The 15,884-nt window shown below is 68.3% G+C and carries 13 protein-coding genes; 4 read left to right on the top strand and 9 right to left on the bottom strand.

Annotation, left to right across the window (positions count from 1 at the left end; translation table 11 throughout):
- Positions 1-69: 69 nt before the first annotated feature.
- Genes ACZ1DY_RS23010 through ACZ1DY_RS23000 form a run of 3 tightly spaced genes read right to left on the bottom strand, consistent with a single transcriptional unit; the run spans position 70 to position 2,823 of the window.
- On the bottom strand, positions 70-1,095 hold the full coding sequence (locus ACZ1DY_RS23010; RefSeq protein WP_465480790.1) for an NAD(P)-dependent alcohol dehydrogenase: 1,026 nt from the start codon (positions 1,093-1,095) through the stop codon (positions 70-72).
- Positions 1,092-1,808 (bottom strand): iron-sulfur cluster assembly protein, encoded by a 717-nt coding sequence (locus ACZ1DY_RS23005; protein WP_465480789.1) that lies wholly within the window; start codon positions 1,806-1,808, stop codon positions 1,092-1,094. The genes ACZ1DY_RS23010 and ACZ1DY_RS23005 overlap by 4 nt, the downstream gene beginning before the upstream one ends.
- 1 nt (position 1,809) lies before the next feature.
- Positions 1,810-2,823: an amidohydrolase family protein gene (locus ACZ1DY_RS23000; protein WP_465480788.1), complete on the bottom strand. Its 1,014-nt coding sequence runs from the start codon at positions 2,821-2,823 to the stop codon at positions 1,810-1,812.
- 180 nt (positions 2,824-3,003) lie between these two features.
- Here ACZ1DY_RS23000 and ACZ1DY_RS22995 point away from each other — a divergent pair, with 180 nt between their 5' ends.
- Complete coding sequence (locus ACZ1DY_RS22995) at positions 3,004-4,440, top strand: AAA-type ATPase lid domain-containing protein (protein ID WP_465480787.1); 1,437 nt, start codon at positions 3,004-3,006, stop codon at positions 4,438-4,440.
- Here the strand turns inward: ACZ1DY_RS22995 and ACZ1DY_RS22990 are convergent.
- The gene (locus ACZ1DY_RS22990) at positions 4,437-5,273 is read right to left on the bottom strand and encodes an NAD(P)-dependent oxidoreductase (RefSeq protein WP_465480786.1); all 837 of its coding nucleotides are present in this window, start codon (positions 5,271-5,273) and stop codon (positions 4,437-4,439) included. The genes ACZ1DY_RS22995 and ACZ1DY_RS22990 overlap by 4 nt on opposite strands.
- Positions 5,274-5,325: 52 nt before the next feature.
- Between ACZ1DY_RS22990 and ACZ1DY_RS22985 the strand changes: the two genes are divergently transcribed.
- Positions 5,326-5,709, top strand: a complete 384-nt coding sequence (locus tag ACZ1DY_RS22985) for a MerR family transcriptional regulator (protein ID WP_126733106.1) — start codon at positions 5,326-5,328, stop codon at positions 5,707-5,709.
- Positions 5,710-5,721: 12 nt separating this feature from the next.
- Here the strand turns inward: ACZ1DY_RS22985 and ACZ1DY_RS22980 are convergent, their stop codons facing one another.
- The gene (locus tag ACZ1DY_RS22980; protein WP_257486486.1) at positions 5,722-6,711 is read right to left on the bottom strand and encodes a malate dehydrogenase; all 990 of its coding nucleotides are present in this window, start codon (positions 6,709-6,711) and stop codon (positions 5,722-5,724) included.
- 464 nt (positions 6,712-7,175) lie between these two features.
- On the opposite strand from ACZ1DY_RS22980, the gene ACZ1DY_RS22975 reads away from it, so the two are divergent.
- Together ACZ1DY_RS22975 and ACZ1DY_RS22970 are read left to right on the top strand one after the other, a co-directional pair.
- Positions 7,176-7,757, top strand: coding sequence for a DUF4360 domain-containing protein (locus ACZ1DY_RS22975; protein ID WP_126733160.1), 582 nt, complete (start codon positions 7,176-7,178; stop codon positions 7,755-7,757).
- A 252-nt stretch (positions 7,758-8,009) separates the two neighbouring features.
- Positions 8,010-8,654, top strand: coding sequence for a DUF4360 domain-containing protein (locus tag ACZ1DY_RS22970; RefSeq protein ID WP_257486487.1), 645 nt, complete (start codon positions 8,010-8,012; stop codon positions 8,652-8,654).
- Positions 8,655-8,927: 273 nt separating this feature from the next.
- Here the strand turns inward: ACZ1DY_RS22970 and ACZ1DY_RS22965 are convergent, their stop codons facing one another.
- The 4 genes from ACZ1DY_RS22965 to ACZ1DY_RS22950 are packed head-to-tail and all read right to left on the bottom strand — an operon-like array spanning position 8,928 to position 15,834.
- Complete coding sequence (locus ACZ1DY_RS22965; protein WP_465480785.1) at positions 8,928-11,015, bottom strand: FUSC family protein; 2,088 nt, start codon at positions 11,013-11,015, stop codon at positions 8,928-8,930.
- Positions 11,012-14,092 carry a GH92 family glycosyl hydrolase gene (locus ACZ1DY_RS22960; protein WP_465480784.1) on the bottom strand — a complete coding sequence of 1,027 codons (3,081 nt, stop codon included), beginning with the start codon at positions 14,090-14,092 and terminating at the stop codon, positions 11,012-11,014. The genes ACZ1DY_RS22965 and ACZ1DY_RS22960 overlap by 4 nt, the downstream gene beginning before the upstream one ends.
- Positions 14,093-14,147: 55 nt before the next feature.
- Positions 14,148-14,906, bottom strand: a complete 759-nt coding sequence (locus ACZ1DY_RS22955; protein WP_465480783.1) for an SDR family oxidoreductase — start codon at positions 14,904-14,906, stop codon at positions 14,148-14,150.
- Between the two features lie 13 nt (positions 14,907-14,919).
- A complete protein-coding gene (locus ACZ1DY_RS22950; RefSeq protein ID WP_465480782.1) occupies positions 14,920-15,834 on the bottom strand; it encodes an RNA polymerase sigma-70 factor in 915 nt (304 codons plus the stop codon).
- Between the last annotated feature and the right edge of the window lie 50 nt (positions 15,835-15,884).

Raw genomic sequence — 15,884 nt, 5'->3', positions numbered from 1 at the left:
GTCACGTGACTGGATGGACGACACGCCAGGGCACGGTCGGTTCCAACCGTCCCCACCACTCACGAGGTGTCAGGGCACGAGGATGGCGCGGCCGCGGATGCGTCCGGCGTCGAGGTCGTCGAGCGCGGTTTGGAACTCTTCGAGTGGGTAGCGCGCGGTGTGGAGTTTCACGCGGCCTTGTGCGGCCAGGACCATGAGCTCGCAGAGGTCGGTGTAGGAGCCGACGAGGTTGCCGATCAGGTTGATCTCGGTGGAGATGACGTCGATGGTGGGGACGTCGATGTTCTCGCCGTAGCCGACGACGTGGTAGTCGCCGGCGCGGCGCAGCATCGCGAGGCCGTCTTTGGTGGCGCCGCCTTCGCCGACGAAGTCGATGACGGTTTCGGCGCCTTCGCCGCCGGTGAGGTCGAGGACCTGGTCGATCTGGGTGCCGTCGGCGATGACGCCGTGGTCGGCTCCGATGGTGACGGCGAGGTCGACGGCGTCGGGGTTGCGGTCGACGACGACGAGTTCGGCGGCGGTGAGGGCCTTGAGTACCTGGATCCCGATGTGGCCGAGGCCGCCGGCGCCGATGACGACGCAGCGGTCGCCGGGCCTGAGCCTCCGGGCGGCTTTCGCCGCGGCGTGGTACGCGGTGAGTCCCGCGTCGGCGAGGGCGGCGACGTCGGCGGGTTCCAGGCTCTCGTCGATGCGGACGACGCTGCGGGCCGAGGTTTTGAGGTATTCCGCGTAGCCGCCCGCGGTGTCGATGCCGGGGAACTGGGATTGGGCACAGTGGACGTCGTCGCCGGATCGGCAGGCGCGGCAGAGGCCGCAGGTGATGAGGGGGTGGACGATGACCTTGTCGCCTTCGGTCACGTTGGTGACCGCGCTGCCGACGGCGTGTACCCAGCCTGCGTTTTCGTGGCCGATCGTGTACGGGAGGGTGACGCCGGATTTCTCGGCCCATTGGCCTTCGAGGATGTGGAGGTCGGTGCGGCAGACGCCGGCGCCGCCGATGCGGACGATGACGTCGTAGGGGCCGGTGGGTTCGGGTTCGGCGACCTCGGTCAGCTGGAGCTTTTCGTGGTAACCGATGACCTGGATCGCTTTCACGATGCGTGGACCTCCTGGTTTCGGGGTGTCTGGTCGGCGGCGGATTCGGGGTAGCGGGTGCGCAGCAGGCCGCGGCAGAAGTGGGCGTTGCCGTCGATCGAGATGCGGACGGAGCGGGCGAACCGGAGCCTGAGCGGGATTTCTTCGCGGGGGTAGGGCGTGCCGTGGTCGTCGACGAGGACCGGTGCCTCCGGTGCGGTGTCGAGTCCGAGCGCGGCGCGCCGGCGCAGGAGTGCGTGGGTGGTGCGGTGGTCGGGCAGGTCGGCGAGGGTGATGTCGTGGAGCCGGTCTTCGGTCAGTTCCCGGTTTTCGCGCAAGAGCCTGGTGAGGGCGCGTTCCATGGCCGCGGTGTGGGCTTTGCGGCGGAAGGTGAGCCGGAGTTCGTCGAGGTCCTGGTCCGCTTCGTCGCCGAAGGTGCCTCGGTAGCCGGCGTCGGCGGCGAGGCCGCGGTTGATGAGGTCGGAGTCGTGGTGGTCGTCGAGGACGACGTGGACGCGGGAGACGCCGTCGAGCGCGGTGAGGACGTCCTTGGCGTCGGAGGCCATGAGGTAGGCGAAGTTCGGTGAGCAGAACGACGTCGGGAGCCTCAGGTGGACGGTGACCTCGGTTCCGTCGACGGTGAGGGAGCGGACGAAGCCGAGGTCGGTGATGGGTTCGTCGAGTTCGGGGTCGAAGACGGCGTGGAGTGCGGTGTAGGCGTCGTGTTCGCGCATGTCAGGCCACCGAGACGGCTTGGGTTTCGATGCGGCGGACCTGGAGTTCCTCGGGTACGGGGAGGTCGTACATCGCGGCGGCGTTGAGGCCGAGGATCTTGCGCTTCTGGTCGTTGGTCAGTGGCGCGTATTCGGTCATGTCCTCGGGGATCTGGAAGTCGACGAACCGTTCGACCAGCCATTTCGGGGTCCAGAGTGCGTAGTCGCTGGAGAACTGGATGCGGTCTTCGTCGAGCCAGTAGAGCAGTTCGCCGATGATCTGGGCGAAGTAGCGCGGGCGGGTGTGGATGAACGGCATCGCGACGGCGAGGCCGGCGTGGACGTTGGGTTCCTGGGTGGCGATCCAGCAGAAGTCTTCGAGCCGGGGGAGTCCGCAGTGTTCGACGACGAAGTTGAGGTCGGTGTAGTCGGTGGCGACCTTGTCCACGTCGGCGACGTCGAAGGCGTCGCGGTCGAGGGGGCGGATGGTGGGGCCCTTGTGGATGTGGATGTTGCGGATGCCGAGGTCGAGGCAGGTTTCCAGGTAGCGGCGGCACCAGGGGTCGTCGAGTTTGTAGCCGCGGGAGTCGTCCCGCCATTCCGCGGTGTAGAGCTTGACGCCTTTGAGGCCGAAGCGTTCGGCGTCGCGGCGGAGCTGGTCGAGGCCTGCTTGTTCGAGGCGTGGGTCGAAGCAGTGGTTGTAGGTGAGTTTGCCGGGGTGTTTCTTGGTGAGGGCGAAGGCTTCTTCGGTCTGGCCGAAGCCGTTGTTGTAGAAGGCGCCGAGGTGGGCGGGCTGGAAGATGGCGTGGTCGACGTAGCCGTCTTGGAAGAGGTCCTTCATCAGGCGCTCGCCGCCGTAGTAGAGGTACTCCTCGTAGGACCACAGCTCGGATTCGGGGCTGAGGTTGCGGTGGTAGTCGTAGAAGCAGTCGATGAACTGCTTGCCGTGGATGTTGGCCTGGTTCTCCGGCCGGGCGTCCCACAGCGCGACGTGCGCGTCCACGATGAAGTAGCTCTCGCCGTCCTTGGTGTACATGGGTTTCCTCCGCGTTCGTGACCGCCGTTGGCACGTTGGAGGTGAACGCTAGGGGTGTCGGCGCAGGTCAGGGAGGCGCGCGGTGTCTCAGTTTGAGACATCGACGGGCCTGTGTGCCGGTGGCCGCGGACGTACGCTGTGCGGAGGTCCGAACGCAGTGTGGCGTCCCGGGAGGTAGATGTGGAGAGCGCGAACGCGGTGATCGCGCCGCGGTTGCGGGCGTCCTGGCAGCGCAGCGCCCGGTACGGCGCGCCCGAGGACGAGGTGCGGCCGGTGTTCACCGGGTCCCTGGACACCGGTTCGCTGCTGTACGAGTGCGGCAACGAGGTGTTGCGCGGCTTGCAGGCCACGCTGGCGAACGAGCCGGTCAGCTTGATGATCACCGACAGTGAAGGCCTGGTGCTGAGCAGGCTGTGCACGGACGCGTCGATCGTGCGGTCGTTGGACCGGGTCCATCTGGCGCCGGGGTTCTATTTCGCGGAGAGCAACGCCGGGACCAATGGGCTGGGTTTGGCGCTGGCCGATCGCGCGCCGACGCTGGTGCGGGCCGCGGAGCATTACTGCACGGGTTTGCGGGGGTACACGTGCGCGGCGGTGCCGGTGCTGGATCCGCTGACCGGCGCGTTGGCGGGGAGCGTGAACCTGACGACGTGGTCGGATCAGTCGTCGGAGTTGCTGCTGGCGCTGGCGCAGGCGGCGGCCGGGAACACGGCGGCGTTGATGCTGGCACGGGCGTCGGGGCGGACTCCGCGGCCGGCGCCGCGTGGTGAGGTGTTCCGGGTTCATTCGGATCGGTTCGATCCGGCCGATGCGCCGAGTCTGTCGCCGGGTTGGTCGGACGCGCTCGGTGAGGTGGGTTCGGCGTTGAGCCGTGGGCGGGTGGTCGCTGTCGTCGGTGAGGCCGGCGCCGGGAAGACGGCGCTCGCGTCGGCCGCGCGGCGGGCGACGCGCCCGAGGGATCGAGTGCTCAACGCGCGTCCGCCCGCGCCGGACGACGTCGACACCTGGCTGACGTTATGGACGCCGGAGCTGGAGAAGGACGGGACGTGCGTGATCGTCTCGGGGGTGGACACGCTCCCGGCGTGGGCGGCCGCGGAGCTGGCCGGGTTGTTCGCCGATGCTCGGCGGGAGGGGGAGCCGCCGCCGTTCGTGCTGACGGCGGAGGACGCCGGTGCGATACCGGAGGCGCTCGCCCCGCTGGTGGAGGTGGTGGTCGAGGTTCCGGCGCTGCGGTTCCGGCCGGACGACATCCTGCCGCTGGCCCATCATTTCGCCCGCCGCGACCGGGGGCGCGAGGTCGCGTTCACCCCGGCCGCGGTGCGGGCGCTGACCGCTTGTGACTGGCCGGAGAACGCCAAGCAGCTGCGCCGGGTGGTGCGGGAGGCGGCGTCGCGGTCGGATGTGATCGACAGCCGTCATCTGCCGGCGGAGGTGTTCTCCGGGGTGGGGCATCGGTTGAGCCGGTTGCAGGCGATGGAACGGGACGAGATCGTGCGCTGTCTCGCCGAGCCGGGGGCCACCGTGGTCGGTGCGGCGGAGAAGCTCGGGATGGGCCGGGCGACGCTGTACCGGAAGATGGGCCAGTACGGCATCAAGGCGCGGCAGTTCCGGTCTTAGAGTGCGGCCAGCCTGGCGAATCCGTCGGAGCCGTGGCCGGCGTCGATCGCCTGCCCGACCTGGGCCCGCGCAGCGCTGAGGACACCGTTGTCGAGGCCTTGCACTCGGATCGCGTCGAGGATGTGGTCCATCGTCGCGGCGGTGGACTCGAGTGTGCCGGCGTCGCCCGAGTAGTTCTCGGTGGCGACCTGCTCGGCGAGCAGGTCGATCATGTCCGGGAAGAAGCCGAGCAGCGCCTTGGCGTGCGTGGCGATGTCGGTGGCGCCGATGTTCTCCGCCTTGGCGAGCGCGAGCATGTGGATCACCCCGCTCAGGGAGGTCCAGAGCATGTCCTGCAGGGCCGCGTCGAAGGCGGCGGCCTGGCCGGGGGAGTCGCCGACGTACTGTGCGTTCTCGCCGAGCGCGGCCAGCGTGGGCCGGTGTGCTTCGTAGACGTCGGCGGGGCCGCTGAAGAACAGGGCCGCGTCGGGGCCGCCGATCGCGTCGGTCGTGGCCATGATCACCCCGTCGAGGTAGTCGATGCCGTGTTCGGCGGCCCATGTCGCCATCGCGCGGGCCTGCTGTGGTGATCCGCCGCTGAGGTTGACGAGGGTGCGGCCTTTGAGCGCGCCGGTGTCGAGGATCGACTGTGCCACGGCGTAGTCGCGTACGCAGACGATCACGAGCGGGCTCGCCTCGATCGCCTCCGCTGCGGTCGTGGCGATGGTGGCGTCGAGGCCGTTCTCCTTGCCAGGAGTGCGATTCCACCCGGTGGTGGGATGGCCGGCGGCGGCGAAAGCGGTGGCGAGGGCGTGGCCCATGGGGCCGAGTCCGAGGACGGTCACGGTGCTCATGGCGGCTAAGCTAAACCTTGACATTGACGTGAGAGTCAAGTCTGGAGTGCGGATGCGGATCGGGGAGCTCGCGCGGCGGACCGGTGTCAGCGAGCGCGCGCTGCGGTACTACGAGGAGCAAGGGCTGCTCACTCCGGAGCGGCGCCCGAGCGGCTACCGCGTGTACGGGGACGCCGACGTGGATGCGGTGCGGCGGATCAGGATCCTGCTCGCGGCTGGGCTGAACACCGCGCAGATCCTGGAGATCCTGCCCTGCATCGTGGACGAGGACGGCTGGCTGACGCCCGATTGCCCGGAATTGGTCGAGGCGTTGCGGCAGCAGCGGAGCCGGATCGACGACGCGATCGGCGAGCTGGAGACCACCCGCGCGAACCTCGACACGATCATCGGCAGCGAAAAGGCGGCCGCGTCCCGGGGGACACGGCCGCCTTCGTGAAGCGGATCAGGCTCAGATGAGGCCGAGCTTCTTCACCGCGTCGCGCTCTTCGGCCAGCTCGTTGACCGAAGCGTCGATGCGGGCACGCGAGAAGTCGTCGATCTCCAGACCCTGGACGATCTTGTACTCGCCGTTCGCGGCGGTGACCGGGAACGAGGAGATCAGGCCCTCCGGGACACCGTAGGAACCGTCGGACACGACCGCCGCCGAGGTCCAGTCACCCTCGGGGGTGCCGTTGACCCAGGTGTAGACGTGGTCGATCGCCGCGGAGGCGGCCGACGCCGCGGAGGACAGGCCGCGGGCCTCGATGATCGCCGCGCCGCGCTTGGCGACGGTCGGGATGAAGTCGTCGGCCAGCCACTGCTGGTCGGTGACGACCTCGGTCGCGGGCTTGCCGGACACCTCGGCGTGCGCGATCGACGGGTACTGGGTCGCGGAGTGGTTGCCCCAGATCGCGACCTTCTTCAGCTCGGTCACCGGCACGCCCAGCTTCTTCGACAGCTGCGCGAGGGCGCGGTTGTGGTCGAGGCGGGTCATCGCGGTGAAGCGCTCGGCCGGGACGTCGGGCGCGTGCGCCTGCGCGATGAGGGCGTTGGTGTTGGCCGGGTTGCCGACCACGAGGACCTTGATGTCGCTCGCCGCGCCGGCGTTGATGGCCTCACCCTGCGGCTTGAAGATGCCACCGTTGGCCTCGAGCAGGTCGCCGCGCTCCATGCCCTTCGCGCGGGGACGGGCGCCGACCAGCAGGGCGACGTTCGCGCCCTCGAAGGCCTGCTTCGGGTCGTCGAAGATGTCGATGCCCGACAGCAGCGGGAACGCGCCGTCTTCGAGTTCCATCGCGGTGCCCTCAGCCGCCTTGACCGCCTGCGGGATCTCCAGGAGCCGCAGCTTCACCGGGGTGTCCGGGCCGAGCAGCTGACCGGACGCGATGCGGAAGAGCAGCGCGTAGCCGATCTGGCCGGCCGCACCGGTGACGGTGACGTTGACAGGGGCTTGGGTCATTGCGGTTCTCCAGCTTGAGGCGACATCGACTTGTACCGAGATGCTAGTCCTGTCCGGAGTCGCCGTTCGGGTGCGTCCAGTCACTGTTTTCTTGATCGATGCGGTGCGCGCCCGCGGCACGCCACCGGGTGACCTGGCTCACGCCGGAGAAGGCCGTGTCTCGCCGGAATCGTCAACGGTGAATCCGCGAAAGCATTTTTCATATGGTGCGAAGTGAATGGTGTTTTCCCGGGTCCGCGGTGTTCCCATTGGCTCCGGAAAACGGTTACAGACCATATCTTCATTTCATGAACCGATTGCCGGGATGTTTGCGTCCGATCGGCGGGCGGCATCGTGAAGATCGTTTCGCTAACATGAGTCCGCCCAGTTCCCCGCCCCGTGTGAAAGTTTCCGGGAAGGACACCATGCTCAATGCAATGGTCGCCGCCGTATCCCTTTTCTCGTCGATAATAACGCCGAACAGCATGTCTCCGCCGCCGGGACCGCCGCCCGACCGCGTCGTCATCGACGTCGTCACCGTCAACGGTTCCGGATGTCCGCCGGGTTCGTCCGCGGTCGCCGTCGCCAAGGACAACACCGCGTTCACCGTCACCTACAGCGAATACACCGCCCAGGTCGGCGTCGGCGCGAAACCGACCGATTTCAGGAAGAACTGCCAGCTCAACCTCAACATCCATGTGCCGCAGGGATTCACCTACGGTATCGCCAGTGCCGACTATCGCGGTTTCGCCTCTCTCGAATCCGGCGCCAAGGCGCTGCAGCGGGCGAATTACTACTTCCAGGGGAATTCGCCGACCGCGCACGTCAGTCATCCCGTCAACGGGCCGATTTCGGACAACTGGCAATTCCGTGACGAGGCCGAAGGCGGCGTCATCATCTACAAGCCGTGCGGCGAGGACCGGAACCTCAACGTGAACACGGAACTGAGGGTCGGCGCCGGTTCGTCGGATCCGAAGAAGACCACCAGTTTCATCACGATGGATTCGACCGACGGCGCGTTCAAGACCACCTACCACTTCTCGTGGAAGACCTGCCCGACCTCCTGACAGCCGCTCCCGGGTGACGGCCTGCTTCCCGGTCCGGAAGAAGGCCGTCCCACCCATGCCCGGTCAGGGTCTTGGCCGCCCTGAAGGAGGGCTTCAGCGCTCGTCGCCGCCCGCCCGGCGGCGACGAGCCTTCTCGACGACCTCGTTTTCGGCGGTCACCCCCGCCCGGTGACCGAAACCGTTTCGTCAGATCGTCTCGCTGACCTCGAATCCGCCCGGTTCCCGCCGTGTGGAAGCTTTGGGAAGGATCCCATGCTCAACGCGCTGGTTGCTGCCGTAATGCTTTCCTCTTCGGTCGTCACTCCGAACGCCTGGGTGCCGCCTCCGTTGCCGTCCGACAAAATAGTCATCGACGTCGTGACCGTCAACGGAACCGGATGCAAACCGGGTACGGCGGCCGTTTCCGTCTCACCGGACAACACCGCCTTCACCGTCACCTACAGCGAATACACCGCCCAGGTCGGCGTCGGCGCGAAACCGACCGATCTGCGCAAGAACTGCCAGCTCAACCTGTATGTGCACGTTCCGCAGGGATTCACCTACGGCATCGCGGGCACGGACTACCGCGGCTTCGCCTCCCTGGCCGCCGGGGCCACCGGATTGGAACGGGCCAACTACTACTTCCAGGGCAATTCCCCGACGTCCTATGTGACCCACAGTCTCAAAGGCCCGTTCGAGGACAACTGGCAGTTCACCGACAATATCGAAGTCGGCGCCATCGTCTACAAACCCTGCGGCGAGGACCGGAACTTCAACATCAACACCGAACTGCGGGCCGCGGTCGGTACTTCCGATCCGAAGAAGACCACCAGCTTCGTCACGATGGATTCGACCGACGGTTCCATCAAGACCACGTACCACTTCTCGTGGAAGAACTGCCCCAAACCGAAGAACTGATCCCTGAGGGCTCTACTTGGGTTCTGAGCGCCACATCCGCCCCCAGTAGCCACACCGACTGCGCGTGAGGGACCCCTTCCCTCGACTCAGTCGAGGAAACTCGACCTTCACACCTCGCCGCAGTACATGAAGGCCCCCTTCCTTGCGCCTAGGTACAGGAAGGGGGCCTTCATGTACCTAGGCGACCCCAAGTCGTTGCGGCCGGTCCGTGAAGGCCTCCTTGCCTACCCTCAAAGTAGGCAAGGAGGCCTTCACTACGTCTGGGACCGCCACTCACGGTTTCCCGGACGGCTCCGGATCCGTGGCCTCGACCCCGAACGCGCGGCCCAGCGCGATCACCGTCTCGTCGAGGTGCCCGAGGCTGGTGAGCACCGAACGTGCCCGCGGATCGTCGATCCGGTCCGCCACGGGCGTACCGTCGTCTCGGATCAGCGTCCCGTGCGCCGAACCGCCGGGATCCCCGATCGCCTTCCTCAGCACCGCGATGTTCTCCCGGATCCGCCCGGTGTACAGCAGCAGCCGGTCCGCCTCGTTGAGCAGCAGCCCGGCCTGCGACCGCGCCGCGACGTGGCGGGCGCGGAAGGCGATCGTCTCCACCGTGGTGAGCACGTGCCAGCCGTAGTCACGACGGCTGCTGAGATTCACCGGATGGGTGAGCGGCTCGATCGTCGTGCGGACCTTGTCCACCGCCCGGTCCAGATCACGCGACTTCTCGATGACACTCACGTTCTCCGCGCCGGACAGCAGGCCCGCGGTCTTCTCGACGAACTCGTCCAGCTCCTCCAGCAGCGCCGAGACGTCGTCCAGCATCACCGCCCGCGTGCGCACCGGCACGATCACCACTGCCGCCAGCACTCCGGCCGCCGCGCCCACCGCGGTCTCCGCGACGCGGATCCAGAGCACCTCGATGCTGAACGTCCCCAGCAGGCTGTACAGCAGCCCGAGCATGCTGGTGATGAAGAACGCCATGATCACCTGAGACACGCGCGCCATGTAGACCATGCCGAACACGCACACCAGGATCAGCGCCAGCGTCGCCGGCACACTGCCCGACACCAGCAGCGTCAGCACCAGCCCGCCCACGATCCCGATCAGCGTGCCACCGAGCCGCCGGACACCCTTGACGAACGTCGCGCCCGCGGTCGACGAGCCGATGAACACGACGAACACGGTCAGCACCGCCCAGTACCACCGCTGGCTCGACACCAGCTCCCCGCCGAGCACGGCCAGCCCGCCGCCCACCACGGCCTGGATGGCGCTGCGCGTCTGGTTGTCGTAGGCGAACGCCGACGACTTCTCCTCGTCGGGGTCTTCGGGATCGTCGACGGCGTCGGACACGTCGTGCTCGGCCACCCGCTGTGCCCGCACGTCGGCCAGCGCCAGCTCGGCCAGCGCACGGCGGACGCCGTCGCCTGGCGCGGCGTGCTCGTCGATCCGGCTGCCTTCCACCAGCATCTTGCTGAACTCTTCGGTCTCGCTGATCAGCGGCAGCTCGCGCGGGTCGCGCTCGATCAGCGACCGGAACCGCCGCATCCGCGCGATCAGGTCGTCACGGACGTCCTCGTCGAGATCTTCGGCGCAGGTCCGCTGCACCGTGATCGTCAGCCACTGCACCGCCAGCTCGACCTCGATCGCCCGGCGGCGGAGCCGGTTCACCGAGTCCGCCCCGATCACCTCCGGAGCGGTGTCCTCGATGAGGAGCACGGACTCGTGCATCCGGGCGTTCGTCCTGCGGAGCCGTTTGCGGGTGCGTTCGCTGCCGCCCACCGCCAGGTGGTCCTCGGCCGCGCGCACCACCGCGGCGAGCCGGGCCCGGAACGCCCGCCGGATCCGCAGGAACTCCGCGTCGGTATGCCGGCGCAGCAGGACGAACCGGACCACCGCGTTGGCCGCGATCCCGATGGTCAGCGCCAGCAGCAGCACCGGGACCTGCTTCAAATGCGTCTGCAGGAACATCGCGAAGAAGAACAGGAAGAACGACAACGAACCCAGTGCGATCCCGCGCGAGCCGAACCGCTGGGCGTAGACCGCGACGAAGATCAGCAGGACGAACACGACGCTGTCCAGCGGCGGCACCGCCGAGCCGACGCTCGCCGCCGTGAGCGACGCCGCGCCGAGCACCAGCCCCAGCAGGAGGGTTACCGCCTGCTGTCCCGGGGTCTCGTCGTTGACGGTGAACGCCGAGGTCATCGCCGCGATCGCGGCGACCAGGATCACCGTGAGCGGCTGGTGGAACGGCAGGATCGCCAGTACCGCGACGATGATGCTGAGCACGGCCGAGAAACCGAGCCGGAGCCGGACCAGACCGGGATCGGAGGCGACCAGACGGTCGGTCGTGGCCTGGGTGATGCGGGAGATCATCGGGCGAGCAGCTCTCCTTGGGCGAGGGTGACCCGCCGGGCGGTGGACGAGGTGACGCGAAGACGGTATCTGGCGTGCCGCGCCGGCCCGGCGAGGGCGAACGGCCGCGTCTGACGGCGCCACCGGAACTCCTCGCCTTCACGCTGGTCCAGCAGCGTCCAGTGCTCGCCGTCGTCGGACCCCTCCAGCACCCACGAACGCGGGTCACCCCGGCGGCTGCCCGAGGTCAGGGTGTACATCACGACCTCCCGCGACCCGTCCTCGACGGGGAACTCGATGACGGGTTCGCGTTCGGGGAAGGTCACCTCGGTCCTGGTGGTGTCGTCGAACAGGGGACCGTCGGGCACCGTGATGTCCGTGAGCGGTCGCGGGGCGGCGGGCTCGACGGGGGAGCAGCCCCAGTCCGAGGGCTGCTCGCCCATCGTGAACTTCAGCACGGCGCCGTCGGCGATGGCGGAATGCGAGAGCGTGCTGGTGTCGTGCGGGCGTCCGTCGATCGAGAGCCCCTGGACGTACACGGTGTCGCCGGTGTTGCCGGGTGCCTCGACGACCAGGTCCTTCCCGTTCTCCAGATGGACGGTCGCCTTCGTGAACAGCGGCGCGCCGATCACGTACTCGGGGCTGCCCATCGCCAGCGGATAGAACCCGAGCGCGGCGAAGACGTACCAAGCGGACATCTCGCCGTTGTCTTCGTCGCCTGGATAGCCCTGGCCGAGATCGCTTCCGACGTAGAGCCGCCGCAGGACCTCCCGCACGATCCGCTGCGTCTTCGCAGGTGCGCCCGCGTAGTGGTAGATCCAGGGGATGTGGTGCGACGGCTGGTTGGAATGTCCGTACTGTCCCATCCGGACGTCGCGGGCCTCGGTCATCTCGTGGATCAGCCCACCGTAGGAACCGGGTTTGCGGCCGGTCTCCCGGGTCGCGAAGAAAGTGTCCAGTTTGGACTCCAGCGCTTCCGTGCCGCCGTGCAGCGCGGCGAGTCCTGCGCCGTCGTGGGGCACGGAGAACGCGGTGTTCCAGGAGTTCGTCTCGGTGAAGTCGCCGCCCCACGCCTCGGGGTCGTAGCCCTCGGCGGCGAAATGGCGGCTGCCGTCACGGTTGCGGCCTTGGAAGAACCCGATCAGCGGATCGAAGTGGTTCGCGTACTGCTGTGAACGCTGCCGGAAGTACGCGGCGTCGTCGTGGCGCTCGAGCGCTTCGGCGAAATTGGCCAGGCCGAAGTCGTTGACGCAGCCCTCGATCGCCCACGACAGCCCTTCGTGGACCGACGTCGGCGTGAAGCCGAGGAAGATCGACTCGTGCAGGCCCTTGCGGCCGACGCTCTGCCCGCGCGGCGTCACCGTCGCGTTCTTCAGCGCGGCTTCGTAGGCGGCCTCGACGTCGAAGCCGCGCACGCCTTTGAGGTACGCGTCGGCGAACGCCACGTCGGAACTGGTGCCGGTCATGAGGTTGGCGTAGCCGGGGGAGGACCAGCGCGAGATCCAGCCGCCCTCGCGGTACTGCTGGACGAAACCGTCGATCATCTTCCCGCACCGGCCGGGCGTGAGCAGGGCGTACGCGGGCCACGTGGTGCGATAGGTGTCCCAGAAGCCGTTGTTGACGTACATCTCGCCGTCGACGACCTTCGCGCCGGTCCTGGTGCGCGTGCTTGGCCAGAGGCGGCGGATGACCGGGCTCGCGTGACGCACACCCTTCGGGGTGACTTCGTGCGCGGAGTTCGGATACAGGAACAGCCGGTAGAGGTTCGAGTAGAACGTGGTGCGCTGGTCCTCGGTCGCGCCCTCGATCTCGACCCGGTCCAGCACCCCGGCCCACTGGGCACGGGCCTGGTCACGGACCTGCTGGAAGGTCGTGCCCGCCGGGATCTCCTGGTCGAGGTTCCGTTTGGCCTGCGCGAGGCTGATCAGCGACGTCGCGATCCGCATCGTCACCTCGCCCGCGGCGAACTCCAGGAAACCGGTCACGGTGCGCCACACCGGGCGCCGGATCCTCGCGCCGCGTTCGGCCGGGACGTCGAACTCGGCGTGCACGAACATCCGCCGTGCCCCGGCCGACAACCGGCTGCGGACCCAGGTGTGGCCGGTGACCACGCCGTTCGCCGCGTCGAGCCGCAATCCGCCCCGGTTGCGGGCGTTGTCGAACAGCAGCCAGCCGCGATCACCCGGGAAGGTGAAGCGGAACAGTGCCGCGTGATCCGCCGGGGCGATGTCGGTGGTGACGCCGTTGGCGAACCGGACGCCGTAGTGATGCGGTCGGTCGACCTCGTCGTCGTGGGAGAACGCGAGCGCGCGTTCGGCCCGGTCGGCCTCGACCGGGCCGATCCCCGGCATCACCTGGAAGGTGTGCCGGTCGCCCATCCACGGACTCGGCTGATGCGACAGCGCGAACGCCTGCAGCGCCGGCCGGTTCTCGGCGTCGTTGTGCCGGTGGTAGCTGTAGATCCAGTTCGTGGCACCCGCGTCGGTGACCGGGGTCCAGAAGTTGAAGCCGTGCGGGACCGCGGTCGCGGGGAAGTTGTTGCCGCGCGAGAACTTGTCGCTGGAATGCGTGCCGCGGGTGGTGCGGACGTGGTCGACCGGCTCGCGGATCTCGATCGGGCGTTCGGTGATCCGGACGTCGTCCACCCAGCCCGCGCCCTCGCCGTCCGGCGGTTCGCTGACCAGGACGATCCGGGCGATCCGCCGTCCGGCGAACCCACCCAGCCCGCGGCGTACGAGGTTCCACTGGTCCACGTACAGCGTCTTGTCCAGGCCTTGCTCCGTGGCGCCGAACCCGGCCGACGTCCCGTCGGTGAATTCGACGTCCAGCGCCACGAAGGTGCTGCGGTAGTCGGGCACGTCGGAGTCGGATTCGGGGAAGACCACATAGGACAGTTCGGTGTGCCCGGTGACCTCGATGTCCACTTCGAACACGGTCGCGCGCAGCGTGTTCTCGTAGCGGAGGGCGTGCGCGCCGGTGAACCCGACACCGGTCTTCGCGGTCGGCGACGACGCCGGGCCGGTGCCGACGCGCAGGGCCGGATCCACCGGCTGCGGATCACCCGTTTCGAAGGAGGAGAAGAACCCGGTGATCGTCACCAGGCCACCGTAACTCGGACGCGTGAGCGCGGCTCGGTGTGCCGCATCGAGAGGACTAAACGCGTGAGGAAAGGAACTCCTCGAAGGTGCCTGCGCCGGTCGCGTTCTCCGGCGTCAGGTTGCCGCCCGCCCGGAACGCCCTGGCCACCTTGCCCGGCAGCCACAACGACACGATCGGCTTCCGGCGCCCGGCCGACCGCTGATACGCCTCCGCCAGGTCACGGGCGCTCCGCACCTCGGGGCCACCCAGGTCCGGCGCCCGCCCCGACGGCGGAGCCGACACCAGCGCGACCAGCCTGTCCGCGACGTCGCCGGTGCTGACCGGCTGGAACCGGAATCCCGACGGCACGATCGTCACCGGCAGCCGCCGCTGCGCGGACGACATCCGCGCGACCAGGTCGTGGAACTGGGTCGCCCGCAGCACCGTCCACGGCAGACCGGACTTCTCGATCACCTTCTCGCAGGCCAGCTTCTCGTCGTAGTAGAAGAACCGGATCACGTCGATGCCGACGATCGAGATGTACACCAGATGCGGACCGCCCGCCCGCTTCGCCGCCTCGACCAGGTTCCGCGTCACCTGCTCGTCCCCGCGCCCCAGCGTCGACGCGCAATGGACGATCGCCGAGACACCGTCGACCGCCTCGGCGAGACCGTCACCGGTCTTCAGATCACACCGCGCCCATTCGTTCGGCTCATCGGCGGGACGTGGCCGCCTGCTCATGATCCGGACCGGCCTGCCTCCGGCCACCAGCCGCCGCACCACCTCGCGGCCGAGATCGCCGGTACCGCCGGTCACCAGAATCGGGTTCGTCACCTTGGTCCTCCGTTCACGAGAGCTTCCACTCCCCAGAACCGGCGGGCCATCCGGAACGTGACAGCTGTCCCGAAAGGAACGCGAGCTTCTCCGGATTCGCGACCGCGTGGAGGCCGCGGATCCGCCCGTCGACCACCTCGAACCCGAGGATGCCGAACAGGACGTCACCGGCCCTCGCGACCACCGCGGGTCCGCCGTTGACCTCGAGCATCCCGATCGACACCTGCCCGACACCGGCGAACATCCCGGCGTACAGCCGCGCGACCTTCGCCGCGCCGTGCACCGGACGCCGGGCCGCGGTGGCCTTGCCGCCGCCGTCCGACCACGCCGTGACGTCGGCGGTCAGCAGACTCTCCAAAGCGGGCAGATCGCCGTCCCGCGCCGCCGACAGGAAGCTCTCGACCAGCTTCTCGAGCTGCCGCGGGTCCGAAACCCGTCGCTCAGGCGAGCGGTCAAGCGCCTTTCGCGCGCGGCTGTGCAGCTGGCGCGAGTTGACCTCGGAGACGTCGAGGATCGCGGCGATCTCACGATGGCTGTAGGCGAAGGCCTCCTTGAGCACGAACACCGCCCGCTCGACCGGGCTGAGCTGCTCCAGCAACACCAGCATCGCCAGCGACACCGTATCCCGCTGCTCCGCCGTCTCCAGCGGACCGAGCACGTCGTCCGAGGTCAGGACCGGTTCGGGCAGCCACGGCCCGACATACCGCTCCCGCTGTGCCCTGGCCGAGGTCAGCCGGTTCAGGCAGAGATTGGTGACCACCTTCGCCAGCCACGCCCGCGGCGACGCGATCGACCCGTGTTCGGCGCCCGCCCACTTCGGGTAGGCGTCCTGAACGACGTCCTCCGCCTCCACGGCCGATCCGAGCAGGCGGTACGCGAGCCCGAACATGACGGGCCGCAGCCGCTCGAATTCCGTCGCGCCGTCCATTTTCCCCCACGAATCCCGCTCAATCCACTGTGGACACCCCTTCGGCGAGG

Source organism: Amycolatopsis sp. PSD-21 (assembly GCF_055561455.1).
The sequence above is the reverse complement of the archived record's forward strand: the minus strand, read 5'-3'. Positions and strand labels throughout refer to the sequence as shown.